The 25,628-nt window shown below is 61.6% G+C and carries 21 protein-coding genes; 19 read left to right on the forward strand and 2 right to left on the reverse strand.

The features are described 5' to 3' along the window. Positions 1-103: 103 nt before the first annotated feature. From NXC24_RS02275 to NXC24_RS02295, 5 genes are all read left to right on the forward strand, one after another. The gene (locus NXC24_RS02275; RefSeq protein WP_199773559.1) at positions 104-1,258 is read left to right on the forward strand and encodes a class I SAM-dependent methyltransferase; all 1,155 of its coding nucleotides are present in this window, start codon (positions 104-106) and stop codon (positions 1,256-1,258) included. Continuing rightward, on the forward strand, positions 1,255-2,115 hold the full coding sequence (locus NXC24_RS02280; protein WP_104821818.1) for an RNA methyltransferase: 861 nt from the start codon (positions 1,255-1,257) through the stop codon (positions 2,113-2,115). Before NXC24_RS02275 ends, NXC24_RS02280 begins: the two co-directional genes overlap by 4 nt. After that, on the forward strand, positions 2,112-2,630 hold the full coding sequence (gene lspA, locus NXC24_RS02285) for a signal peptidase II (RefSeq protein WP_104821819.1): 519 nt from the start codon (positions 2,112-2,114) through the stop codon (positions 2,628-2,630). The genes NXC24_RS02280 and lspA overlap by 4 nt, the downstream gene beginning before the upstream one ends. 55 nt (positions 2,631-2,685) lie before the next feature. Beyond that, positions 2,686-4,974, forward strand: coding sequence for a PAS domain-containing hybrid sensor histidine kinase/response regulator (locus NXC24_RS02290; RefSeq protein WP_104821820.1), 2,289 nt, complete (start codon positions 2,686-2,688; stop codon positions 4,972-4,974). 271 nt (positions 4,975-5,245) lie between these two features. Next, on the forward strand, positions 5,246-6,085 hold the full coding sequence (locus tag NXC24_RS02295; protein WP_245463962.1) for a GNAT family N-acetyltransferase: 840 nt from the start codon (positions 5,246-5,248) through the stop codon (positions 6,083-6,085). Positions 6,086-6,121: 36 nt separating this feature from the next. Here NXC24_RS02295 and NXC24_RS02300 read toward each other — a convergent pair whose 3' ends face one another. Then, the gene (locus tag NXC24_RS02300; RefSeq protein WP_104821822.1) at positions 6,122-7,531 is read right to left on the reverse strand and encodes an adenylate/guanylate cyclase domain-containing protein; all 1,410 of its coding nucleotides are present in this window, start codon (positions 7,529-7,531) and stop codon (positions 6,122-6,124) included. A gap of 77 nt (positions 7,532-7,608) precedes the next feature. Then, entirely contained in the window at positions 7,609-9,897 is a 2,289-nt protein-coding gene (locus tag NXC24_RS02305; RefSeq protein ID WP_104821823.1) for an NADP-dependent malic enzyme, read from the reverse strand. A gap of 197 nt (positions 9,898-10,094) precedes the next feature. Between NXC24_RS02305 and mutS the strand changes: the two genes are divergently transcribed. The 14 genes from mutS (at position 10,095) to miaB (ending at position 25,599) form a co-directional block, all read left to right on the forward strand. Beyond that, entirely contained in the window at positions 10,095-12,752 is a 2,658-nt protein-coding gene (mutS, locus tag NXC24_RS02310; RefSeq protein WP_245463963.1) for a DNA mismatch repair protein MutS, read from the forward strand. Positions 12,753-12,774: 22 nt separating this feature from the next. Further along, complete coding sequence (locus tag NXC24_RS02315) at positions 12,775-13,068, forward strand: hypothetical protein (RefSeq protein WP_104821825.1); 294 nt, start codon at positions 12,775-12,777, stop codon at positions 13,066-13,068. 156 nt (positions 13,069-13,224) lie between these two features. Next, positions 13,225-16,140, forward strand: a complete 2,916-nt coding sequence (locus NXC24_RS02320) for a [protein-PII] uridylyltransferase (RefSeq protein ID WP_104821826.1) — start codon at positions 13,225-13,227, stop codon at positions 16,138-16,140. Further along, positions 16,137-17,726 (forward strand): murein biosynthesis integral membrane protein MurJ, encoded by a 1,590-nt coding sequence (murJ, locus tag NXC24_RS02325; protein WP_104821827.1) that lies wholly within the window; start codon positions 16,137-16,139, stop codon positions 17,724-17,726. Before NXC24_RS02320 ends, murJ begins: the two co-directional genes overlap by 4 nt. An 83-nt stretch (positions 17,727-17,809) precedes the next feature. After that, a complete protein-coding gene (locus NXC24_RS02330; RefSeq protein ID WP_104821828.1) occupies positions 17,810-18,202 on the forward strand; it encodes a VOC family protein in 393 nt (130 codons plus the stop codon). A 111-nt stretch (positions 18,203-18,313) separates the two neighbouring features. After that, positions 18,314-19,378, forward strand: coding sequence for a tryptophan--tRNA ligase (trpS, locus tag NXC24_RS02335; RefSeq protein WP_104821829.1), 1,065 nt, complete (start codon positions 18,314-18,316; stop codon positions 19,376-19,378). Positions 19,379-19,450: 72 nt separating this feature from the next. Then, positions 19,451-20,293 (forward strand): PhzF family phenazine biosynthesis protein, encoded by an 843-nt coding sequence (locus NXC24_RS02340; protein ID WP_104821830.1) that lies wholly within the window; start codon positions 19,451-19,453, stop codon positions 20,291-20,293. A 68-nt stretch (positions 20,294-20,361) separates the two neighbouring features. Then, positions 20,362-20,853, forward strand: coding sequence for a universal stress protein (locus NXC24_RS02345; RefSeq protein ID WP_104821831.1), 492 nt, complete (start codon positions 20,362-20,364; stop codon positions 20,851-20,853). 133 nt (positions 20,854-20,986) lie between these two features. Further along, positions 20,987-21,553 carry a NifU family protein gene (locus NXC24_RS02350; protein ID WP_104821832.1) on the forward strand — a complete coding sequence of 189 codons (567 nt, stop codon included), beginning with the start codon at positions 20,987-20,989 and terminating at the stop codon, positions 21,551-21,553. 124 nt (positions 21,554-21,677) lie between these two features. Then, a complete protein-coding gene (gene tsaB / locus NXC24_RS02355; RefSeq protein WP_104821833.1) occupies positions 21,678-22,334 on the forward strand; it encodes a tRNA (adenosine(37)-N6)-threonylcarbamoyltransferase complex dimerization subunit type 1 TsaB in 657 nt (218 codons plus the stop codon). 2 nt (positions 22,335-22,336) lie between these two features. Next, a complete protein-coding gene (locus NXC24_RS02360) occupies positions 22,337-22,831 on the forward strand; it encodes an N-acetyltransferase (protein ID WP_104821834.1) in 495 nt (164 codons plus the stop codon). Positions 22,832-22,869: 38 nt separating this feature from the next. Further along, positions 22,870-23,298 (forward strand): Fur family transcriptional regulator, encoded by a 429-nt coding sequence (locus NXC24_RS02365; protein WP_104821835.1) that lies wholly within the window; start codon positions 22,870-22,872, stop codon positions 23,296-23,298. 30 nt (positions 23,299-23,328) lie between these two features. Beyond that, complete coding sequence (locus NXC24_RS02370; RefSeq protein WP_104821836.1) at positions 23,329-24,126, forward strand: lysophospholipid acyltransferase family protein; 798 nt, start codon at positions 23,329-23,331, stop codon at positions 24,124-24,126. 60 nt (positions 24,127-24,186) lie between these two features. Next, positions 24,187-25,599, forward strand: coding sequence for a tRNA (N6-isopentenyl adenosine(37)-C2)-methylthiotransferase MiaB (miaB, locus tag NXC24_RS02375; protein ID WP_104821837.1), 1,413 nt, complete (start codon positions 24,187-24,189; stop codon positions 25,597-25,599). Positions 25,600-25,628: the final 29 nt, after the last annotated feature.

The raw sequence follows: 25,628 nt of genomic DNA on the forward strand, positions 1-25,628 counted from the left end.
CGATCTGGCATTTCATCCGGGGATAATCGCAGATCGGAAAGCGCTTTGCCAAGTGGCGGCCAGATGCTATTTGCACGCACATATCAATTTTGAGACAAGCATGGTGAAACAGAAGGAACGCCGGCCCGGTTCGAAAGCCGCGGGCGGCCCCGGCGCAAAGCCCCAAAGGGATGCCAGGCGCGACGCGCCCCTCAAGACCGGCAAGCCACCGGCAAAGCCCGCACGCGATAACGGCCCGCGGTCTGCTCCGGCCGCGCGCGACAGCGGTGAGCGAGTGTCGGAATCCCGCGGCGCGGCGCCTGTCGCGGTCGCGTCCGAACGCCCGTTGATCGTGCGAAACGGTGAGCGTCCCGTGGAGCGCGTGCCCGTTATCCTTGAATCGCTGGGCGCCGGGGATTTCCACCTGATCGACAGCGGCAACGGGCTGAAGCTCGAGCAATACGGTCCCTATCGCATCGTCCGGCCGGAGGCGCAGGCACTGTGGCAGCCGTCGCTTGCCGCCCATCTCTGGGACAATGCCGATGCGATCTTCACTGGCGACACTGATGAGGACGGCATGGGTCGCTGGCGGTTTCCGCGCGAAGCGCTCGGCGAGACCTGGCCGCTGCAATTGCTCGGCATCGATTTTCTCGGCCGCTTCACCGCCTTTCGCCATGTCGGCGTCTTCCCGGAGCAGATCGTGCACTGGGCCTGGATGAAGGAGCAGGTCGAAGCCGCAAAGCGGCCGCTGAAGGTGCTGAACCTCTTCGGCTATACCGGTGTCGCCTCCCTGGTCGCCGCCGCTGCCGGCGCGGAAGTCACCCATGTCGACGCCTCGAAGAAGGCGATCGGCTGGGCGCGGGAAAACCAGGCGCTCGGCCGCATGGAAAAGCTGCCGATCCGCTGGATCTGCGAAGACGCCATGAAATTCATCCTGCGCGAGGAACGGCGCGGCAATAAATACGACATCATCCTGACGGACCCGCCGAAATTCGGCCGCGGCCCGAATGGCGAGGTCTGGCATCTCTTCGAACACCTGCCGTCGATGCTCGATATTTGCCGCGAGATTCTGTCGCCCAAGGCGCTTGGCCTAGTGCTGACTGCCTATTCCATCCGCGCCAGCTTCTATTCGATCCATGAGCTGATGCGCGAAACCATGCGGGGCGCCGGTGGCGTCGTCGAATCCGGCGAACTGGTGATCCGCGAGGCAGGCCTCGACGGCAAGACGCCGGGCCGGGCACTCTCCACATCTCTCTTCAGCCGCTGGGTGCCCAAATGAACCATGATTTCCGCAATGACGGCCCTCGCAAGGTCGGACATGTCAAGGAGGTCACCTCCCTTGCCAATCCGATCATCAAGGATATCAAGGCGCTGACCAATAAGAAGTCCCGCGAGGAGAGCGGCGCTTTCCTGGCGGAAGGCTTGAAGCTGGTCATTGATGCCCTGGAGCTCGGCTGGACCATTCGCACGCTGGTCTATGCCAAGGCAGCCAAGGGCAAGCCGCTGGTCGAGCAGGTGGCCGCCAAGACCGTCGCGGCCGGCGGGCTGGTGCTCGAAGTCAGCGAAAAGGTTATCGCCTCCATCACCCGCCGCGACAATCCGCAGATGGTGGTCGGCATATTCGATCAGCGCTGGCGGCAGCTTCGTGACGTCAAGCCGAAAGCCGGCGATACCTGGGTGGCGCTCGATCGCGTGCGTGACCCCGGCAATCTCGGCACCATCATCCGCACCTCGGATGCAGCCGGCGCCTCTGGCGTCATCCTCGTTGGCGAGACGACGGACCCGTTTTCGCTGGAAACGGTCAGGGCAACCATGGGCTCGGTCTTCGCCGTTCCCGTCGTCAAGGCGACGCCGGAGGAGTTTCTGGCCTGGAAGAAGACGGCGGGTGTTTCCGTCGTCGCCACCCATCTGGCCGGCGCCGTCGACTACCGCACGATCGACTACAAGAAGAAGCCCGTCGTGCTGCTGATGGGCAACGAACAGTCCGGCTTGCCGGATGCCTTGGCGAAGGAGGCCGATGCGCTTGCCCGCATCCCCCAGGCCGGCCGCGCCGATAGCCTCAACCTGGCAGTGGCGACGGCGGTGATGCTGTTCGAAGCCCGCCGCCATCTTCTGACCCTCAGCGAGACGCGATGACTGACAGCGAGATAAACGAACAGGCGCCCGTAAAACCCGCACTGTTTTCCCGGCCCATGCCGATCCTGATTTTCATTGTGGCCGCTGTCATCCTCGACCAGGCCGTCAAGCTCATGGTCGACAACTGGCTGCCTTTGCAGGAGATGGTGCCGGTCATTCCGATGCTGGCGCTCTATCGCACCTATAATCTTGGGGTCGCCTTCTCGATGCTATCGGGCATGGACGGCTGGTTCATCGTCGGCATGCGCCTCGTCATCGTCGTTTTCGTGCTCTGGCTCTGGCGACGGACGCCCAATCATCGCTGGCTTGCCCATCTCGGCTTCGCGTTGATCATAGCCGGTGCGCTCGGCAACCTGATCGACCGGTTCCTCTATGGTCATGTGATCGACTATATTCTCTTCCATACGGAAACATGGTCGTTTGCCGTCTTCAATCTCGCCGACAGTTTCATCACTGTCGGGGCCGGTTGCGTCATTCTGGACGAGCTGCTTCTGCCGAAAAAGGCAAAAGCTTAAAATTCTAGCGAATCCCTGAAGGCATCGGGAACAGTGCTCATGTTAGTAAGGCCACATGAGCACTCTGGCAAATCTGCAGGAAAAGCTTGTCGCCGCCACCACCGACGACCACGACGCGCCGCGCGAACGGCCGGTGGGCGGCACGCCGCTCATGGCCACCGGTCCCATCGAGATTTCGCCGGCTAACAGACCGGATACGTCGCCGTCCGATTTTTCCCTATGGCTGCACCGCCATTGGTTGAACGGTGGCGGTTTGATCGCCGGCGTGGCGCTCATGTCGGTCGGCTATGCAGGTGGACCGCTGGCGCTTGCCGGTTTGCTGGGACTGATAGCGCTGGCGATCGTCGGCGCTGGTGTCTTGCACAGGCGACATGCTGCCCGTAAGGTCATAGCGGATATGCTGGCGCTCAGCGAACACGAGCATGACCGTCTCTGGGAGAGCAACGAAAGCACCAGTCTGCTCGCCACCATCCACGATGCGCTTGGCGATATCACTGTGACACGCGACATCGAACGCCGCATCGTCCATGCCAACGCCACCTTCCGTAACCTGACCGGCAAGTCGAACCCGGAGGGTTTGACGCTGGAGGAGGCGGGTCTTGTCTTCCGGGTTGCGACGGATTCCCAGCGCCAGGATGCGGAGATTTCCACGCCGGAAGGCCCGCGCATCTTCGCATGGCACGATGTCATGTTCCGCGACCCCGCCACCGGACAGTTGAGAATCCAGAGCGTCGCCCGCGACGTCACCGAGGAACGGCAGGCAGCGCGCCTTCGCGAGGAGGCAAGGCTGAAGGCGGAATACAACAGCGCCGCCAAATCACGGCTGCTCGCCACCGTCAGCCACGAGATCCGCACGCCCCTGTCGGGAATTCTCGGCATGAACCATCTGCTTGCCCAGACGCCGCTCACCCTGGAGCAAGCCAATTACCTGACCGGCATCCGCCAATCCGGCAATGCCCTGGTGCAGCTCGTCGAAGACCTGCTGGATTTCTCGACGATCGAAGTCGGCCGCTTCCAGCTCCGGCCACGCGCCGAACATCTGCGGCCGCTGCTGGAAGGCGTTGTCGAGATGCTCGCCCATCGGGCCCATGAAAAAGGCATCGAGATCGCCGCGACCGTCGCGGCGGATGTTCCCGAAACCATGGAGTTCGATCCTGCCCGGCTGCGCCAGGTGTTGTTCAATGTCATCGGCAACGCCGTGAAGTTCACGCAGACCGGTGGCGTGCTGATCCGCGCCGGCCTCGATGGTGACGACCTGGTGATATCGGTCAGGGATAGCGGCCCGGGAATGACCGAGGAGGAGCAGGCACGCATCTTCGGCGAGTTCGAACAGGCGGGCAATGTGTTGGACAGAAGCGCCGGCACAGGCCTGGGGCTGGCGATCTCCGCCCGCATCCTGCGCGAGTTCGGCGGCACGTTGAACGTTTCCAGCGCGCGGGGCGAGGGCAGCGAATTCACGGTCCGTTTTCCGATTTCAGTCGTCGCTGCGGAGAACGAGCCGGCTAGGCGCAGCGAACTGCTCAAAGGTTCCCGTGTCTTGTTGCTGGCCCCGGAAGGCGCGGCAAGCACCGCGATTGCCGGCACCATCCGCACGCTCGGCGGCCACTGCCGCGTGATCGGTCCCGATGATGTGAAAAACCTGGCGCAGTCTGCGCCTCACGACGCCGGCATGTCGCTGACGGATATCATTGTCGATCATCGCATGGCGCCCTGGTATTTCCGCGAAGGGACTGAGCTTGCTGCGCTCGGTCTCAGAAAGATCTTTCTGGTCAATCCGGAAGAGCGCAACACGCATCCGCTCGATCTCTTCGATGCCTGGCTCATTCGGCCGCTGCGCGAACAATCGCTGATCGATGTGCTGAGCGGCCGCATGCGCGGCATGGAAAAGCGCGATGTGCTGAGTAGCCCGCCCCAGATCAGTCTCGTGACGCCGGAGGCGGCAGATGCCGCCCTCAACGTTCTCTTGGGCGAGGACGATCCCGTCAATGCCATGCTGGTGCGCGCCATGCTCGCCAAAGCCGGCCATAGGGTTCGTCTCGTCGAGGATTTCGATAATTTGCTCGCCCGCGCCGAAAACAGCGAGAACCGCCCTGATGTCGTCGTCACCGACCTCACCATGCCAGGCGGCGAGGGCGCGGCTATGCTCGCGCAACTGAGGGCGCTGGAGCGCCGATACGGCCTTTCGCCGCTGCCTGTGATCGTGCTGACCGCCGACAGCCGCGACGCCATCCGTCGCCAGGCCCTGCTTTCCGGGGCCGATGCCGTCATCGTCAAGCCGGTCGATCCCGATCGCTTGATCGCCGAGGTGCAAGGCCTGTCGAAACAGGCTTTCGGACGCGCCTAGATTGAAAACATGTCCCCGAATCGCGATTCGGCCTTATCCGCCCACGCGATGACGAACTGAGCCAAAAGCCGCTTCGCATCTTTTAAGAGCATCCCCTGGGATACAAGGGCTTTGTCCAAATTCGATGGTGGAAACAGGCACGGTTCTTGCTTTTCGCAACGCACCATGTCACTTTCCTGTCGCACGAATTTGCTTTATGGCGCCTATATTAACCCGTAGAGGGGGAGTCGCCATGTCCATCGAAATTTTGAATCGCGAAGCTCAGGGCGAAATGGTTCAGTCTTCAAAGGCAACGGTTGCGCCGGTTGCCAGCGATGTGCTCGGACGCATCGGAAATCTAGAAACGCGCCTTGCTCGCACGGCGCGGGAAATCGATGCCGCGCAAGCGGTGCGCTATCGCGTCTTCGTTGAGGAGATGAATGCGCAACTCCCGGCCGATGCCATGCGTCGGCAGCGCGATATCGATAGCTGGGATTCGATCTGCGACCATCTGCTGGTTCTCGACCGCTCGCTGGAAGGTGATTCGGAAGACCAGATCGTCGGCACCTATCGCCTGCTGCGTCAGGACGTGGCGATGGCGAATGGCGGTTTCTATTCCTCTTCGGAATTCGATATCGACGCTCTGCTTGCTCGCCATCCAGAAAAGCGCTTCATGGAACTCGGCCGTTCCTGTGTACTGCCGGAATATCGCACCAAGCGCACGGTCGAACTGCTGTGGCAGGGCAATTGGGCCTATTCTCTGAAACACGGCATGAACGCCATGTTCGGCTGCGCCTCCTTCCCCGGCATCCGTCCGGAGCAGCATGCGCTGGCTCTCTCTTTCCTCTACCACAATGTCATTGCCAAGGATGAATGGGCCGTCAGCGCGCTGCCGTCGCTTGCCCGCACCATGGACCTGATGCCGGTCGAAGCGGTCAATTCCAAGAAGGCGCTGATGGCGCTGCCGCCGCTGATCAAGGGTTACTTGCGTCTCGGTGCCATGGTCGGTTCCACCGCCGTCGTCGATCATGCCTTCAACACGACGGACGTGTTGATCGTCTTGCCGATCGCCAGCATTTCGGACCGCTACGTCAACTATTACGGCGCCGACGCCGGTCGCTTCGCGAGCTGATCGGCGCAAGCCGGGCTGGGCGGGCAACGGCCATCCTCAGGGAATCGCAAAAATATCAATCTCATCCGTAATGCCGCGGAGCGAGACGTGGTGGGTCTGCGGCTTCAAACCATGGGTCGTCAGCAATTCGCTGGCGCGGGGGTTGTCGAGTACGGAGCCGGTGGCGAATATTTCGTGCGAATTGGCGAGATGCTGGACGCGGGAAGCGATGTTGACCGTCTGCCCGAAATAGTCCTGACGCTCGTTCAAGCTGACCGCGATGCACGGCCCTTCGTGGATGCCGATCTTTAAAAGAAGATCGTCGTTGCCGCGCTCCTTGTTGAGGCTGACCATTGCTTCGCGCATCCGCATTGCCGCCGCGAGTGCCCGGTCGGGAGTTGGAAACGTCGCCATGACGGCATCGCCGATGGTTTTGACCACCGCACCGGCCTCTGCACCAACGATCTCATGCAGAATGCTGAAATGGGTCCTCACCAGATCGAAAGCGGCAAGGTCGCCGACCCTCTCATACAGGGCCGTCGAGCCGCGCAAATCGGTGAACAGAAAAGTGAGGCTGGTGATCTTCAGCCGCTGGTCCACGTCGATCGTGTCCGTGCGGTGGATGTCGCGGAAGGTTTGGTTCGAGAGCAGTCGCTTCGCGGTCAGAAATGGACGCCGCTGACCCAGCAGGCCGTGAAGCACGTCATTGGCCACGCAGATTGATGGCAGCGTGCGGACCTCTGTGTGGTTTTCCATCAAAATGCGCAGAGGGCCGGGTCGTAAGGTAATGGGTTCGCTGTGCCGGTGCATGCGATCGAACACGAGCGTGAGGGTCTGCCGCTCCTTCGATGGTTCGCCTTTCACATCGACGAATTGAGCCGCATGCGTAACCGGCTCGAAGATGATGACGTACTCCGCCGGCAACTGAAGCGACACGACGGCTTTTTCTCCGGCAGGCAGTTCCAGCGCCTCCAGAACGAATTGGTCGACCTTCGCTTCGTAACCCTTGTCGGGAAGATCTACGCCGGAACCCCAATAAATCTGCCGAAAATATTCGAAGGGCGGCAATTCGTGCGGATTGTGAGCCTCGATGTGGCGGACGCGCGGGCTGACGGTGAAGGTGACTTCGACCATCTCGTCGAGGGTCGGCTCATAGCCGGCAGCGCAAAGCGCGCAGCTATAGGTGTCGCTCTGAACGGTTTTCAGCGAGGTATTGGCATCCAGCACTCCGCCGCAGCCGGGGCAAAGAACATTCCAGGAGATCTCGAAGAGGCCGAGGCGAGACGCATGCAGGAAGGCGTTGATGGTCTGCTCTTCATCGAAGCCGTGCTCGGCTGCGAAGGCAAGCGCGTTCACCCGGTTGAGCTTGCGATCGGGCGCGTCACGGACGAGCTGCTCAATAGCGTCGACAATATCTGGCCGCGCTGAATGGCGCAGCACTTCGAAAAGGGACTGGGCTTCACTCATTTCCCTATTTTACACCGAATTGACCCGGCGGCCATTGCCTTTCTCCGACCGCCGGCTCCACTATTCAGCGTAGTTGATTACGATCCTGCCCCATAAGCGGCAATCGCCGCCATGTTGACGATGTCGGAATCCTTTGCCCCCATCGAGGTGATCTGCACCGGCTTGTCGAGGCCGACGAGCAGCGGGCCGATGACGGTGGAACCGCCGAGTTCCTGCAGCATCTTCGTCGAGATCGAGGCCGAGTGGAAGGCGGGCATGACAAGCACGTTGGCGGGACCGGAGAGACGCGAGAAAGGATACTGGGTCTCGATGATCTTGCGGTTCAGCGCCACATCGGCGGCCATTTCGCCGTCGAATTCAAAATTGACATAGCGCTTGTCAAGAATGTTCACCGCCTCGCGCACCCGTTCGGAGCGTTCGCCCGAGGGATGGCCGAAGGTGGAGTAGGCGAGCATGGCGACACGCGGTTCATAACCCATGCGCCGGGCGAAGCCGGCGGCTTCCTCGGCGATATCAGCCAGTTCTTCCGCAGTCGGCATATCATGCACGGCGGTGTCGGCAACGATGACGGTGCGGCCGCGGGCAAGCACCAGCGATGCGCCGATGACCCTGTGCCCCGGTTTGGCGTCGATGCAGCGGCGCACATCGTCGAGCGCGGTCGAATAATTGCGCGTCACCCCCGTCACCATGCCGTCGGCATCGCCGAGCGCCACCATGCAGGCGGCGAAATGGTTACGGTCGTTGTGGATCAGGCGCGTCACATCGCGGTGCAGGTAGCCTTTGCGCTGCAGCCGGGCATAGAGATAGTCGATATAGGCCTCAACACGCTTGGAAATGCGGGCGTTGACGATCTCCAGGCCTGGCCGGTTGAGGTCGATCCCGGCGCGGTCGGCGGTTGCGTGGAGAAGGTCCTCGCGGCCGAGCAGGATGGCGGTGCCGAGCCCCTGGTTGGCATAGGACAAGGCGGCGCGCATGACCTGCTCTTCCTCAGCTTCGGCGAAGACGATCCGCTTTGGATGCCGGCGTACGCGCTCGTAGAGCTGTGCAAGCGTCGAGGCGATCGGGTCGCGCCGCGCCGAAAGTTCGCGGGCATAAGCGGCCATGTCCGGCATCGCGCGGCGGGCGACGCCGCTTTCGATCGCGGCTTGCGCGACGGCAACCGGGATCGCCGAGATCAGGCGCGGATCGAAGGGCACAGGGATGATGTATTGCGCCCCGAAACGCGGCCGCGCGCCCTGATAGGCGGCGACGACATCGTCCGGCACGTCTTCGCGCGCCAGGCTGGCGAGCGCCCTGACGGCGGCGATCTTCATTTCATCGTTGATCGTCGAAGCCCGCACATCGAGCGCGCCGCGGAAGATATAGGGGAAGCCGAGAACGTTGTTGACCTGGTTGGGATAGTCGGAGCGTCCGGTCGCCATGATGGCGTCGTCGCGGATGCGGGCGACTTCCTCCGGCGTGATTTCCGGATCGGGATTGGCCATGGCGAAGATGATCGGCTTGTCGGCCATGGAGCGGATCATCTCGGCGGAAAAGGCACCCTTCTGCGACAGGCCGAAAACCACATCGGCGCCCTTCATCGCATCTTCCAGCGTGCGGCTGTCGGTTTTCACCGCATGTGCCGATTTCCACTGGTTCATGCCCTCGCTGCGGCCCTGGTAGATCACGCCCTTCGTGTCACAGAGCACGATGTTGTCCGGATTGAAGCCCATCGCCTTGATCAGCTCGACGCAGGCGATCGCCGCCGCACCGGCGCCGTTGCAGACGAGCTTGGTGGTCTTGAGGTCGCGGCCGGTCAATTCCAGCGCATTAATCAGGCCGGCGGCGGCGATGATGGCGGTGCCGTGCTGGTCGTCGTGGAAGACGGGAATGTCCATCAGCTCGCGCAAGCGCTGCTCGATGATGAAACAGTCGGGCGCCTTGATATCCTCGAGGTTGATGCCGCCGAAGGAGGGGCCGAGGTAGCGGACGCAGTTGATGAACTCGTCGACATTTTCGGTGTCGATTTCGAGATCGATCGAATCGACATCGGCAAAGCGTTTGAAGAGAACGGACTTGCCTTCCATCACCGGCTTGGAGGCCAGCGCTCCGAGATTGCCGAGGCCGAGAATGGCCGTGCCGTTGGAGATGACTGCCACCATATTGCCGCGAGACGTGTAGTCGTAAGCCGTGCCGGGATCGGCGGCGATTGCCTTTACCGGAACGGCGACGCCGGGCGAATAGGCGAGCGAAAGATCGCGCTGCGTTGCCATAGGCTTGGTCGGGTTGATTTCGAGCTTGCCGGGGCGGCCCTGCTTGTGGAAGTCGAGCGCTTCCTGATCGGTAATCCCCGTTCCCGAACGCGACGTGCTGTTGGTGTCAGGCATGTATCCTCCAAACCTCCTGTGGGCGACCGGTCCCTCTTGCCCGATAGCTGTTGTCTTCTATAGCGGCGCGCGGATAGGGTGGCACCTCATTTTTTGGGAAAAACTGCACCTCCGTGAACGAACGAATAATTGCCAGCATCGACGCTTTCTCGACCGCCGAGCTTGCCTCGGAGGAAAGCCGCGCTTCGGCGACGCCGATGATGGAGCAATATATCGAGATCAAGGCGAACAATCCCGGTTCGCTGCTGTTCTATCGCATGGGCGATTTCTACGAGCTGTTTTTCGAAGACGCTGTCGATGCATCGCGCGCGCTCGGCATCACGCTCACCAAGCGCGGCCAGCATATGGGTCAGGATATTCCGATGTGCGGCGTGCCGGTGCATGCCGCCGACGACTATCTGCAGAAGCTGATTTCGCTGGGTTTCCGCGTCGCCGTCTGCGAACAGGTGGAAGACCCGGCGGAGGCGAAGAAGCGCGGCGGCAAGTCGGTTGTCCGGCGCGATGTCGTTCGCCTTGTGACGCCAGGCACCATCACAGAAGAAAAGCTGCTGTCGCCCTCGGAATCCAACTATCTGATGGCGCTCGCCCGCATTCGCGGCGGCTCGGAGCCGCAACTGGCGCTCGCCTGGATCGATATTTCCACCGGTGTTTTCCGTCTGGCGGAAACCGAAGCCTCGCGGCTGCTCGCCGATATCCTGCGCATCGATCCGCGCGAGCTGATCCTGCCGGATACGATATTCCACGATCCCGAGCTGAAGCCGGTCTTCGACGTGCTCGGCCGCACGGCGGTGCCGCAGCCGGCGGTCCTCTTCGACAGTGCCAGTGCCGAAGGGCGTATCACGCGGTATTTCGAAGTCTCGACACTCGATGGCTTCGGTTCGTTCACCCGCGCCGAGCTTGCCGCCGCTGCTGCCGCCATTGCCTATGTCGAGAAGACGCAGATCTCCGAGCGGCCGCCACTTGGGCTGCCGGAGCGCGAAAGCGGCGCGTCGACATTGTTCATCGATCCCGCCACCCGCGCCAATCTCGAACTGGTGCGTACGCTTTCCGGCGACCGCAACGGCTCGCTTTTGCGGGCGATCGACCGGACCGTGACTGGCGGCGGTGCGCGTCTACTTGCCGAGCGGCTGATGTCGCCGCTGACCGATCCGGCGCGCATCAATGAACGACTGGATTCGATCGGCTTCCTTTCTGAAGAGCCTTCGCTCTGCAGCGATCTCAGGATAGCGCTGAAACACGTGCCGGACATGCCGCGCGCATTGTCGCGCCTGGCGCTCGACCGCGGCGGCCCGCGCGATCTCTGGGCGATCCGCCAGGGCCTCGCTGCGGCGGCCGGCGTTGCCGATCTGCTAGTGGCTGCGTTGCTTCCCGAGGAGCTGGGAACAGCACTTGCCGGGCTCCGCGCCTTGCCCGCCGATCTCGAAGTGCTACTTGCCGGCATGCTCGCCGATGAATTGCCGCTCTTGAAACGCGACGGCGGGTTCCTGCGGGAAGGGGCGAATGCCGAGCTGGATGAGGTCCGGGCGCTGCGCGACCAGTCGCGCCGGGTCATTGCCGGATTGCAACTGCAATATGCCGAGGAAACCGGCATCAAATCGCTGAAGATCAAGCACAACAACGTGCTCGGATACTTCATCGAGGTCACGGCCGGCAATGCCGGGCCGATGACCGACAGCGGCGAAGCTAAGGCGCGCTTCATCCATCGCCAGACCATGGCCAACGCCATGCGCTTCACTACGACCGAGCTTGCCGATCTCGAAAGCCGCATCGCCAATGCCGCCGACAAGGCGCTTGCGATCGAGCTGGCGGCCTTCGACCGTATGGTCGCAGCCGTCGTCGCCGAGGCGGAGGCGATCAAAGCCGGTGCCCGCGCGCTATCGGTAATCGATGTCGCGACCGGGCTGGCATTGCTTGCCGAGGAACAGGGCTATTGCCGGCCGCTGGTCGACGACAGCCGGATGTTTGCGATCGGCGGCGGCCGCCATCCCGTGGTCGAACAGGCATTGCGCCGCCAGGCGAGTGGCCCCTTCGTCGCCAATAATTGCGATCTGTCGCCGACGGCGGATGGCAAGGATGGCGCGATCTGGCTGCTGACCGGCCCGAACATGGGCGGTAAATCGACCTTCCTGCGCCAGAACGCGCTGATTGCCGTCCTTGCGCAGATGGGGTCGTTTGTGCCTGCCGCCTCCGCCCATATCGGCATTGTCGACCGGCTGTTCTCGCGCGTCGGCGCTTCGGACGATCTGGCGCGTGGCCGCTCCACCTTCATGGTCGAGATGGTCGAAACGGCCGCGATCCTCAACCAGGCGACCGCCCGGTCGCTCGTCATCCTCGATGAAATCGGCCGCGGCACCGCGACGTTCGACGGTCTCTCCATCGCCTGGGCGGCGGTCGAGCACCTGCACGAAGCGAACAGATGCCGCGGTCTCTTCGCCACCCATTTTCACGAGCTGACGGTGTTGTCGGAAAAGCTCGGCCGATTGTCGAATGCCACGATGCGCGTCAAGGAGTGGGATGGCGACGTGATTTTCCTGCACGAGGTCGGGCCGGGCGCTGCCGATCGCTCCTATGGCATTCAAGTGGCGCGGCTCGCCGGCCTGCCGGCTTCGGTGGTGGCGCGCGCCCGCGACGTTTTGACGCGCCTGGAAGATGCCGACCGTAAGAACCCTGCGAGCCAGTTGATCGACGACCTGCCACTCTTCCAGGTCGCCGTCCGCCGCGAGGAAGTGGCTGGCCGGCGAGGACCGTCCAAGGTAGAAGAAGCGCTGAAGGCGCTCGATCTTGACGATCTGACGCCGCGCGCCGCGCTCGACGCGCTTTACGAACTGAAAAAGACCCTGAACAAGGCCGGCTGAGGCGATTTCAAAGGATAACCCGATGCATATCGAACATCTTCTCGCCGAGGTCCGCATTCTGGCCGAGCGTTTTTCTCCGATCGCCGCCCGCGGCAAGATCTGCGGCGAGGGCGACGCGCCGGACTGCGAATCCGACCGGGGGCTTCTCAACATAGCCCTGTCCTGCAGCCGGATTTCCGACATCAGCTCAAGGATCGCCAAGGCGGGCTATTGGGAGTGCGAACGGGAAATGTTGACGCAGATCGGCGCCCAATCGCGAAATATATTATATAGCATCAACGAACTCAGACGATCGCTTGAGATGCCGCAGCCCTAAAACTGCCGATTTCTGCATCGACAGCCGTCACTCTTCGTCAACTTTGGCCCGATAGAACTCCCGAAGCCGCTCATTCGGGAAATTTGGTCTAGGCTGAATATGAGGATTCGGGCGTAGAATGCCTGTGTCAATCGCCGGGCAAAGAGGCTATAGCGCATGCAGACGAAAAGACAGGCGCGCCGCCAATGGGCCGCGGTCAACGAACAGGATCCCGGTCGGCCGAGCATGGTAATGCATGACATCGATTTTCCCGTCATTCTCGACGTCTCCGCGCTGAGGGCGGAATGCGAGACCCTCGCCAAGCGCCATGAGGACAAGAAGGACGAGCGCGCCGCCCTTCTCGCCCTGTTGAAAAAGGCCAGCCTGGAAGGCCGCGAAAAGGTGCGCCTCCTGCTTTCGGAGGATGGCAGCGGGCTCAATTGCGCGCACCGCATTTCCTGGCTGCAGGATCAGATCATCACCGTTCTCTACGACTTCACGGTCAGCCACGTCCATCCGAAGCAGAAAGGCAGCTTCGCGATCACGGCTGTCGGCGGCTATGGCCGCGACACGCTGGCGCCCGGCTCGGACATAGACCTTCTCTTCCTCTTCCAGCCGAAGCCCGAGGACGAGACGCACAAGGCGGTCGAGTTCATTCTCTATATGCTGTGGGACATGGGCTTTAAGGTCGGCCACGCCACCCGCACCGTCGAAGAATGCATGCGCCAGGCAAAATCCGACATGACGGTGCGCACCGCCATTCTCGAAACGCGCTATATCTGCGGCAGCGAACCCCTGGCGCGCGAACTGGAAACGCGTTTCGATAAGGAAATCGTCACCAACACCGGGCCTGAATTCATTGCTGCCAAGCTTGCCGAGCGCGACGAGCGTCATCGCAAGGCCGGTGATACCCGCTATCTGGTCGAGCCCAACGTCAAGGAAGGCAAGGGCGGTCTCCGCGACCTGCATACGCTGTTCTGGATTTCGAAATATTACTATCACGTCCGCGATCCGGCCGATCTTGTGAAGCTCGCCGTGCTCTCGAAGCAGGAGTACCGCCTTTTCCAGAAGGCCGAGGATTTCCTCTGGGCCGTGCGCTGCCATATGCACTTCCTGACCGGCAAGGCGGAGGAACGGCTTTCCTTCGACATCCAGCGCGAGATTGCCGAAGCGCTTGGCTATCATGCCCGTCCCGGTCTTTCCGCAGTCGAACGCTTCATGAAGCACTACTTCCTGGTCGCCAAGGATGTTGGCGATCTCACTCGCATCCTCTGCGCAGCGCTGGAGGAGCAGCAGGCTAAGGCGACGCCGGGCCTGACCGGCGTCATCAGCCGCTTTGCCCATCGCTCGCGCAAGATCCCCGGTTCGCTCGAGTTCGTCGAGGATCGCGGCCGCATCGCGCTTGCCAATCCCGATGTTTTCAAGCGCGATCCGGTGAGCCTGATCCGGCTGTTCTTCGTTGCCGATATCCATGGACTGGAGTTTCATCCCGATGCGCTGAAGCGCGTCACGCGTTCGCTGGGCCTGATCGACAACGACCTGCGCGAAAACGAAGAGGCCAATCGCCTGTTCCTGGCGATCCTGACCTCCAAGCGCGATCCGGCGCTGATTCTGCGCCGCATGAACGAGGCCGGCGTGCTCGGCCGCTTCATCCCGGAATTCGGCAAGATCGTCTCGATGATGCAGTTCAACATGTATCACCACTATACGGTGGACGAGCATCTGATCCGCGCCGTCGAGGTGCTGTCTGAGATCGACAAGGGCAATGCGGAAGATATCCACCCGCTGACCAACAAGCTGATACGCACCATCGAGGACCGCGATGCGCTTTATGTCGCCGTTCTCCTGCACGACATCGCCAAGGGTCGCGAGGAAGACCACTCCGAGGCCGGCGCCAAGGTGGCGCGCAAGCTTTGCCCGCGTTTCGGCCTGACGCCGAAGCAGACGGAGCTGGTGGTCTGGCTGATCGCCGAGCACCTGACCATGTCGATGGTCGCCCAGACTCGCGACCTGACCGACCGCAAGACCATCATCGATTTTGCCGACCGGGTGCAGTCGCTCGACCGGCTGAAGATGCTGCTGATCTTGACCGTGTGCGACATCCGCGCCGTTGGTCCCGGCGTATGGAACGGCTGGAAGGGCCAGCTTCTGCGTACGCTCTACTACGAGACCGAACTGCTGCTCGCCGGCGGTTTCTCAGAAGTATCGCGCAAGGAGCGGGCGGAAGACGCCGCCAAAGCGCTCGAAAAGGCGCTGGAGGACTGGAGCCAGAAGGACCGCAAGGCCTACGTCAAACTGCACTACCAGCCCTACCTTCTCTCCGTGCCGCTGGAAGATCAGATCCGCCATACGCAGTTCATTCGCCAGACCGACAAATCCGGCCAGGTCCTGGCGACCATGGTGCGCACCGACAGTTTCCATGCCATCACCGAAATCACCGTGCTCTCGCCGGACCATCCGCGCCTTCTGACGGTGATCGCCGGCGCCTGCGCTGCCGCGGGCGCCAATATCGCCGATGCGCAGATTTTCACGACGTCTGATGGTCGTGCGCTCGACACCATCCATGTCAGCCGCGAATTCCCCGACGACGCGGACGAGCTACGGCGCGCCGGTACCATCGGCAAGATGATCGAGGACGTGCTCGCCGGCCGGAAGCGCCTGCCGGAAGTCATCGCCACCCGCACCAAGAACCGCCGAAAGAACAAGGCTTTCGTCATCCCGCCATCGGTGACGATCTCCAACAGCCTGTCGAACAAGTTCACCGTCATCGAAGTGGAATGCCTCGACCGCACCGGTCTCCTGTCGGAAATCACTGCGGTTCTCTCAGACCTGTCGCTCGACATCCAGTCGGCGCGCATCACCACCTTCGGCGAAAAGGTCATCGATACCTTCTACGTGACCGACCTCGTCGGACAGAAAATCTCTAACGAAAACAAGCGAGCCAACATCACCGCGCGTCTGAAGGCGGTGATGGCTGGCGAAGAGGACGAGGTCCGCGAGCGCATGCCGTCCGGTATTATCGCGCCCGCTGCCACGCGTTCGTCCGCTGTTGAAAAGCTCGATCCTGAAAAGAAAGCCGGTTCAGCCGCATGAGCCTCGTCAAGAAATTCATCACCGTCGGCGGCGCGACGCTTGGCAGCCGCATCTTCGGCTTCGCCCGCGAAACGCTGATGGCCGCCGCTCTCGGCACGGGGCCGATGGCTGACGTGTTTTACGCCGCCTTCCGCTTTCCGAACCTGTTTCGTCGCCTTTTCGCCGAGGGTGCCTTCAACGCCGCCTTCGTGCCGCTCTTCGCCAAGGAGATCGAGGCGAACGGCATCGAGGGCGCCAAGCGTTTTTCCGAGGAAGTCTTCGGCGTCCTGTTTTCAGTGCTGCTGCTGATCACCATCGTCATGGAACTGTCCATGCCGCTCCTGGTGCGTTGGGTCATCGCGCCTGGTTTCGCCGACGATGCCGAGAAATTCGACCTGACGGTCCGGTTGGCCGCCGTGATGTTTCCCTATCTCATGTCGATGTCGCTGACGGCGATGATGAGCGGCATGCTGAATTCGCTGCATCGTTTCTTCGCCGCCGCCGTGGCTCCAATCTTCCTAAACCTGGTGATGATCAGCGCGCTGTTCTATTCGATCTATTTCGGCGCCGATCCGCTGGCTACCGCCTGGTACCTGTCCTGGTCGGTGCTGGTGGCAGGCGTGCTGCAGCTGGGTGTCGTCTATATCGGCGTGCGCCATGCCGGCATCAATATCGGCCTGCGCTTTCCGCGCTTCACGCCCAATGTCAAGCGGCTCCTGCTTCTTGCCATCCCGGCGGCCATCACCGGCGGCGTCACCCAGATCAACCTGGTGATCGGGCAGGCGATCGCCTCGGGCAAGGAAGGCGCGATCGCCGCCCTGCAATATGCAGACCGCATCTACCAGCTGCCGCTCGGCGTCGTCGGCGTTGCCGTCGGAATCGTGCTTCTGCCGGAACTGGCCCGTTCACTGAAGTCAGGCCACCTTAAGGAAGCCGCCAATATCCAGAACCGCTCGATCGAATTCGTGCTGTTCCTGACCCTGCCGGCCGCTGTCGCACTCTGGCTTCTCTCCGACGATATCATCCGCGTGCTTTACGAGCGCGGTGCCTTTAACCCGAACAATACGACGCTGGTCGGCTCCATTCTCGCCATCTTTGGCCTGGGCCTGCCGGCTTTCGTGCTGATCAAGGCGCTGCAGCCCGGCTTTTATGCCCGCGAAGATACGAAATCGCCGATGCGCTACACGGCGGTCGCCGTCTTCGTCAATTCGGCGCTGTCCATCCTGCTTTTCCCGGTGCTGGCCGAACGCGGCATTGCGCTCGCCGAGGCGGTTGCCGGATGGCTGAACGCTGTACAGCTCTTCGTCACGCTCTATCGCCGCGGACATCTCGCCTGGGAATGGTCGCTGGCGCGCCGCACCGTCATGCTGCTCGTCTCCTCCGCCGTCATGGGCGGCGTCATCGTATATTTGTCTCATCGCTGGGAGCCGCTTCTGGGGTCCAGCTCGACGCTGCTTACCAAGATCGGCGTCCTGGGCTTGCTCATATTGATTGCGATGGTGGTGTATTTCGTTGTCGCCTTCCTGATCGGCGGCGTGGATTTAGGCATGGTGCGCCGCAATTTGAAGCGCAAGCCGGCGGAGCCGTTTCGGACGCGGAGGTCGTGAACGGGGAGTATCAAACTCCTTTACCCCGACCCCTTCCCGCAAGCAGGGCAAGGGGACGATTTTGCCAGATGCGGAGCTTTCCCATGCCCCAATCCCTCTTTCTCGTCACCCTCGTCGTCGACGACTACGATCGCGCCAAGGCCTTCTATTGCGATGCGCTCGGTTTCGATTGCCTACAGGACGAGGCGCAGCCGGAGGGCAAACGCTGGGTCGTCATCAAGCCGAAAGGCGGCGAGGGCGCCGCGCTGCTGCTGGCCCAGGCCGCCGACGAAACGCAGCGTGCCGCAGTCGGCAACCAGACCGGCGGCCGCGTCGGCTTCTTCCTCAAGACAGATGATTTCGTTCGCGATCATGCCGCGATGAAGGAAAAGGGCGTGCGCTTTCTGGAGGAGCCGCGCCGCGAGGTCTATGGCACGGTGGCGGTCTTTGCCGATCCCTATGGCAACACCTGGGATCTGATCCAGCATTCTTCCTGAGACTCTGCCAGATATCCTCTTGATCCCCGGCTGCCCGCCGTGCATAAGCCGCTCGAAACCAAGGGTCGAGCGTCGCTCGCCCGGGCCCTCCACAAGCCTTTTGAGGACGACATGACCGAATTCAAGCCGCTCGTATTCTCCGGCGTCCAGCCGACCGGCAATCTCCATCTCGGCAACTATCTCGGCGCAATCCGCAAGTTCGTGGCCCTACAGGCCAACAACGACTGCATCTACTGCGTCGTCGACATGCATGCGCTGACTGCCCAACTCGTGCATGAGGACATGCCGGGCCAGATCCGTTCGATCACCGCCGCCTTCCTTGCCGCCGGCATCGACCCGGAAAAGCATATCGTCTTCAACCAGTCCGCCGTGCCGCAGCATGCCGAGCTTGCCTGGATCTTCAACTGCGTCGCCCGCATCGGCTGGATGAACCGCATGACGCAGTTCAAGGACAAGGCCGGCAAGGACCGCGAGCAGGCCTCCCTCGGCCTCTATGCCTATCCGAGCCTGATGGCGGCGGACATTCTCGTCTACCGCGCGACGCACGTGCCGGTCGGCGACGACCAGAAGCAGCATCTGGAACTGACCCGCGACATCGCCATGAAGTTCAATCTGGACTACATGGAGCATATCCGCCGCTCAGGCTACGGCATTGACATCACTGTCGGTGACGAGCCGGTACATGCCTATTTTCCGATGGTCGAGCCGCTGATCGATGGCCCGGCGCCGCGCGTCATGTCGCTGCGCGACGGCACCAAGAAGATGTCGAAATCCGACGCGTCCGACCTGTCGCGCATCAATCTTCTCGACGACGAAGAAAATATCTCGAAGAAGATCCGCAAGGCCAAGACTGATCCGGATGGCTTGCCGAGCGAGATCGCAGGCCTTGCCGGCCGGCCGGAAGCCGACAATCTTGTCGGTATCTATGCAGCGCTTGCCGATCGGTCGAAGGCGGACATTCTTTCGGAATTCGGCGGCCAGCAGTTCTCGGTCTTCAAGCCGGCGCTGGTCGATCTTGCCGTGCACGTGCTCTCGCCGATCACCGGCGAAATGCGCCGCCTGATGGCCGATCCCGGCCATATCGATGCCATCCTGCGCGACGGCGGCAACCGTGCGAGAGCCCGCGCCGAAGTGACGATGAAGCAGGTCCGCGACATCATCGGCTTTATCTACTGAGCCTTTTGGTCTCTTATCGGTTGGCGCGCGGCCGCTGCGGCGCGCCAAGACTAGCGAACGGATGGGCCGGCCTTGACTATCTTGCGGATTGCCTCCTTTTCGGAAGACGGAGCCGGCGGCAATCCCGCCGGCGTCTTGATTGCCGATGTCCTGCCCGATGCCGCTGAGATGCAGCGCATCGCGGCCGACGTCGGTTTCTCCGAGACCGCTTTCGCCTGCCCGGAAGGGCAGGGCTGGAGGGTGCGTTATTTCTCTCCAGAATCGGAAGTTCCATTCTGCGGTCACGCGACGATCGCCCTTGGAGCGGCCCTTGCGTTGCGGGAGGGCGACGGGATTTTTGCGCTCGCGCTCAATCAGGCCAATATCACTGTCGAGGGGCACCGAAATGGCGACGTCCTCACGGCGGCCCTGCAATCGCCGCCCACGCAAAGCAAGGCGCCGACGCCTGAATTGCTGTCGGAGGTGCTGGCGCTGTTCGGATATTCGACTGACGATCTGAACCCGGCCATTCCACCCGCGCTTATTCATGGCGGTGCCGATCACTTCATGCTGGCCCTGAAATCCCGCAGGACGCTTGCCGCAATGACCTACGATCTCGATGCGGGGCGCGCTTTGATGATCCGCGAAGGTTGGATCACGATCCTGCTCGCCTACGCCGAAACGCCGCAACTCTTCCATACCCGCAATGCCTTCGCGTCGGGTGGGGTCTATGAAGACCCTGCGACCGGCGCTGCAACCGCAGCCCTCGCTGGATATCTGCGCGACATTGCCTGGCCGCATGGCGGGGCCGTCGACATCATCCAGGGTGAGGATATGGGAATGCGTTCTCGCCTGCGTGCCGATATCCCGGCCGCAGTTGGAAGCTCCATCCGAGTATCAGGTGAGGCGAGGCTTATGGACCCAAAAGCCGGCTGAGCGGCATCTGTCACCGGGTTCAAAACGGGGCTTGCCATGGCACGGATTTCGATGTCAGACTTGATCCCATGGTATCAAAACGTCTCTCACGGCTCGAAGGTCACCGCCGCAAGTTCATGGCGGTCATCGACGGCACTCCCGAATGCCAGCGTGCCGTCCATTATGCCGGCCGGCGCGCCAAGAATTCCAACGGCGGCCTTGTGCTCCTCTTTGTGATCCCCGAAGGCGATTTCCAGCAGTGGCTGGGCGTCGAGGAGATCATGCGGGCCGAAGCGCGCGAGGAGGCCGAGGCGGCAACGGCCAAGGCGGCGCAGATCGTGCGTGAAAATATCGGCATCGATCCGGAGATCGTCATTCGCGAAGGGGCGGCCGCCGAGCAGATCAATGCGGTGATCGAGGAAGACCGGGACATCGCGTTGCTCGTTCTCGCCGCTGGTTCGGCCAAGGAAGGGCCGGGACCGCTGGTGTCTTCGATCGCCGGGCGTGCCGCGGCCTTTCCGATCCCCGTGACGGTGCTGCCCGATACGCTGACGAACGAGGAAATCGACGCGCTGAGCTAAGTTTTTGGGCCTAATTCTTGAGAATCAGTCTCTTGAATAGCGCGGCCAAAAAGCCTATTTTCTTTTGAAATATTCTAAAGTCGGACACGACAGACGTGGTACGGGGCTTCGGTCTCGCCGCATGGAGATCAAGATGTTCATTCAGACCGAAGCGACGCCGAACCCCGCAACTCTGAAGTTCCTGCCGGGCAAGGTGGTGATGGAAAACGGCACGGCCGAATTCCGCAACGCCGAAGAAGCGGAAGCCTCGCCGCTCGCTGCCCGCATCTTCGATGTACCCGGCGTTAGCGGCGTCTATTTCGGCTACGACTTCATCTCCGTCTCCAAGGAGAACCAGGAATGGCAGCATCTGAAGCCCGCCATCCTCGGTTCGATCATGGAGCATTTCATGTCCGGCAAGCCGGTCATGGGCGAAAGCTCGGTTCTTTCCGAAGCACAGGACGCCGGCGGTGAGTTCTTCGACGAAGGCGACGAATCGATCGTGCTGACCATCAAGGAATTGCTCGAGACCCGCGTTCGTCCGGCTGTTGCCCAGGATGGCGGCGATATCACCTTCCGCGGCTTTCGTGACGGCAAGGTCTACCTCAACATGAAGGGATCCTGCTCCGGTTGCCCGTCGTCTACCGCGACGTTGAAGCATGGCATACAGAATCTGCTGCGCCATTTCGTCCCGGAAGTGCAGGAAGTCGAAGCCGTCTAAGCATGGTCCCCAAACATGCGCAGCGGTTTTTGGATAAGATTGTGCAAAAACAGATTTTGGAGTGCAGTGACGGTTTGAAGCTAATTCACTGCGCTTCAAGTTTGGCCTTTTCGGAAAAATTGTGATGATCGTACTGGCGCTCGACACGGCAGGTGTGGATTGCGCTGCCGCTGTGTATGATAGTGGCAGTGATTCTGTGATCGGGGAGGTCACGGAAACGATCGGGCGAGGGCATGCCGAACATTTGATGGATGTTGTCGACCGGGCGCTGGCTGAAGCCGATATAGCGCTCGCGGCAGTGGAGCGTATGGTCGTGACCGTCGGTCCCGGCTCGTTCACCGGCATCCGCATTGGCGTTGCAGCCGCCCGCGGTTTCGCGCTTTCCCTGAACATTCCCGCCGTTGGCGTCACGACCCTCGAGGTCATGGCCGCCGCCGCTCGGGAAACGAATCCGGGTAAATCGGTTCTGGCCGCAATCGACGCCAAGCGCGAGGAGATCTATCTCCAGTCCTTCGATGCCGATGGCCATCCGCTGGATGAGGCGCGCGCCGTGACGATCGATGAAGCGCGTGCGATATCAGATGCTTTCGACGGTGTCGTCACCGGCTCGGCTGTTGCCCGGCTCAGCGACTCTCCGCCGGCGGCGCGGCCGGATGCTTTTCCGATTGCCACCGTCGCCCGGCTGGGCGCTGCCAAACCTGTCAGCGAAAAGCCGAAGCCGCTTTATCTTCGCGGACCCGACGCCAGACCGCAGGCAGGGTACGCAGTCGCCAGGGTATAATCATGCTGGAATCCTATCTCACCCTGAAAGCCGAATACGAGATCGTTCCGATGCAGTTGCAGGATTGTGCCGAGGTGGCTGCGCTGCATGGCGAACGGTTTTCACGGGTTTGGGACGATAGCGAGTTTCAAAATCTCCTGTCGCAGGACACGACCTTCGGCTTTGTCGCGCGCCAGACCAACGCCATCCTGAAAAAGCCGCTTCCCGGCTTCGTTCTGGCGCGGCAGGCGGCGGGTGAAGCGGAAATCCTGACAGTTGCCGTCAACGCCAAACTTGGCCGCTCCGGCCTCGGCTGGCGGCTGATGCAGGCGGCGTTGCGCGAGGCGCGCAACCGCGGCGGCGAAACCATGTTCCTGGAGGTCGATGGCGGCAATCAGCCGGCGCTCGGTCTCTACCGCAAGCTCGGTTTCGAAACGGTCGGCGAACGCAGGGCCTATTATGTCGACGAAAACGGCGCGAAATCGACGGCGCTTGTCATGCGCCGTGTTCTTCGCTAGTCCGTTGTCCTAGACGAATAGACCGAAGACCGTATTCAATGACCGATCCCGTAAAATCCCTTGAGGAGCTTTGCGCCGAGCGCGGCATGCGCATGACGGAGCAACGGCGGGTCATTGCGCGCATCATCGAGAGTTCGGAAGATCATCCCGACGTCGAAGAGCTGCACCGCCGCTCCGTGAAGGTGGATGCGAAGATCTCGATTTCGACGGTTTACCGCACCGTAAAGCTTTTCGAGGATGCCGGCATCATCGAGCGCCATGACTTCCGTGACGGGCGTTCGCGGTACGAAACCGTGCCGGAAGAGCATCACGATCACCTGATCGACCTGAAGAGCGGCGAAGTGATCGAATTCCACTCGCCGGAGATCGAGGCGCTGCAGGAGCGCATTGCCCGCGAACACGGTTTCAAGCTCGTCGACCATCGGCTGGAGCTCTACGGTATTCCGCTGAACAAGGACGAACGCTGAAGTGGCGGCGGTCGTGCGGGAGCGGATGATTTGATAACCTGGCTGCGCGTCGGCTGTGCCGTCTTTGTCATCTGCGTTGTCAGCCTCGTCCTGCTGCCGCTGCAGATTCTTTGCCTGCGCTTCGATTGGAAGCCCAGGCGCTATCTGCCGCGCTACTGGCATCGCATCATTTGCCATTGCCTTGGCGTCCGCATCCACATTGTCGGAGAGCTTGAGCGTCGCCGGCCGCTGATGCTGGCTGCGAACCACGCTTCCTGGCTCGATATTCTGGTGCTTTCCGCAGTTGCCGACGTCGCCTTCATCGCAAAATCGGAAGTGCGGGACTGGCCGATCTTCGGACTCTTCGCCCAATGGCAGAAGAGCGTGTTCATCGAACGCGAGCAGAAGCGCAAGACCGGCGACCAAGTGAGCGAGATCGCCGAGCGCATGGCCGATGGCGAGATCATGGTGCTGTTTCCGGAAGGCACGACCTCGGACGGCAACCGTCTGCTCGAGGTCAAATCCTCGTTGTTCGGCGCAGCCGCCGCCGCTTTGCCGAAGACGCCGGATGCCGTCGTTCACGTCCAGCCGGTCGCGGTTGCCTATACCCGGGTTCATGGCGTCGCCATGGGCCGTTATTATCGCCCTATCGCGGCTTGGCCTGGTGACATCGAGCTGGTGCCGCATCTGAAGGGCATCTTTGCCTGCGGGGCCATCGATGTCGATGTCTGCTTCGGCGAGGCGGTGGATTATCGCGCCGACACCAACCGCAAGGAGGTCAGCGCCACCGTGGCGCGGCGCATCCGCGCCATGCTGGCGAGCCGGCTGCTCGGCCGCGAGATTGCCTGATATTCCGGCGATTTTAACTTTTTCATTTTCTCAGGAAGCAAAAGCCACTACATAGCGGCCATGACCAAGGACAGTGCACTTCTCGACGCCCCGCAGCCCAATGTTTTAGAGATTGGGATGCGCGATGGCTCCAACAGCCGTAAGGTTTTCATCAAGACCTACGGCTGCCAGATGAATGTCTACGACTCGACACGGATGAGCGATGCGCTCGCCCGTGATGGCTATGAGCCGACCGAGGACATGGAAGAAGCCGATCTCGTCCTGCTGAACACTTGCCACATCCGCGAGAAGGCAGCTGAAAAGGTTTATTCGGCACTCGGGCGCCTGCGCGAGATGAAGAAGCGCAAGGCCGCCGATGGCCGCGACATGATGATCGGCGTCACCGGCTGCGTCGCCCAGGCCGAGGGCGAGGAAATCCTCCGCCGCGCGCCCGCTGTCGACGTCGTCATCGGCCCGCAGACCTATCATCGCCTGCCGGACGCGCTGCGCCGCGCCAAGGAAGGCGAGCGCGTGGTCGATACGGAATATGCGATCGAAGACAAGTTCGAACATCTGCCGATCGCCGAGAGCACCAAAATTCGCGCCCGAGGTGTCACCGCCTTTCTGACCGTGCAGGAGGGCTGCGATAAGTTCTGCACCTTCTGCGTCGTTCCCTATACGCGCGGCTCCGAAGTCTCCCGTCCGGTCGCCCAGATCGTCGAGGAAGCGCAAAAACTTGTGGATGGCGGTGTGCGCGAAATCACGCTGCTTGGCCAGAATGTCAATGCCTGGCACGGAACCGGGCCGAAGGGCGAAGCCTGGAGTCTCGGCGACTTGCTCTACCTGCTGGCTGAAATCCCGGGCCTTGCCCGGCTGCGCTATACCACCAGCCATCCGCGCGACATGGACGACCGGTTGATTGCGGCCCATCGCGATTTGCGCACCTTGATGCCCTATCTCCATCTGCCGGTTCAATCCGGTTCCGACCGCATCCTCAAAGCGATGAATCGGCGGCACACGGCGGCGGAATATCTCGCTTTGATCGAAAAAATCCGTGCGGCACGGCCGGATATCGCCCTTTCGGGTGATTTCATTGTCGGTTTCCCGGGGGAGACAGAGCAGGATTTTGCGGATACACTTCGTCTTGTGGAGGAGGTGAACTATGCGCAAGCCTTCTCGTTTAAATATTCGACGCGCCCTGGAACGCCGGGTGCGGAATTGAAGGGCCAAGTGCCGGAAGAGATCAAGGCGGAACGACTGGAACGATTGCAGGCGCTGCTTTTGAAGCAGCAGCACGCTTTCGCTGACGCCTGTGTCGGCAAGGTGGTCGATATACTGCTGGAGAAGCCGGGCCGCATGCCGGGTCAGTTGATCGGCCGATCTCCTTGGCTGCAATCTGTGAATGTTGATGCAAAAGCATCGCAAATCGGTGACATTATCAATGTACGAATCATCGGAACCAGCACGAACAGCCTTTTTGCTGAGTTGCTTTAGGTTCCGGACCAGGCAAAGGAGCCGGACCG

Source organism: Rhizobium sp. NXC24 (genome assembly GCF_002944315.1).
GTDB lineage: Bacteria > Pseudomonadota > Alphaproteobacteria > Rhizobiales > Rhizobiaceae > Rhizobium.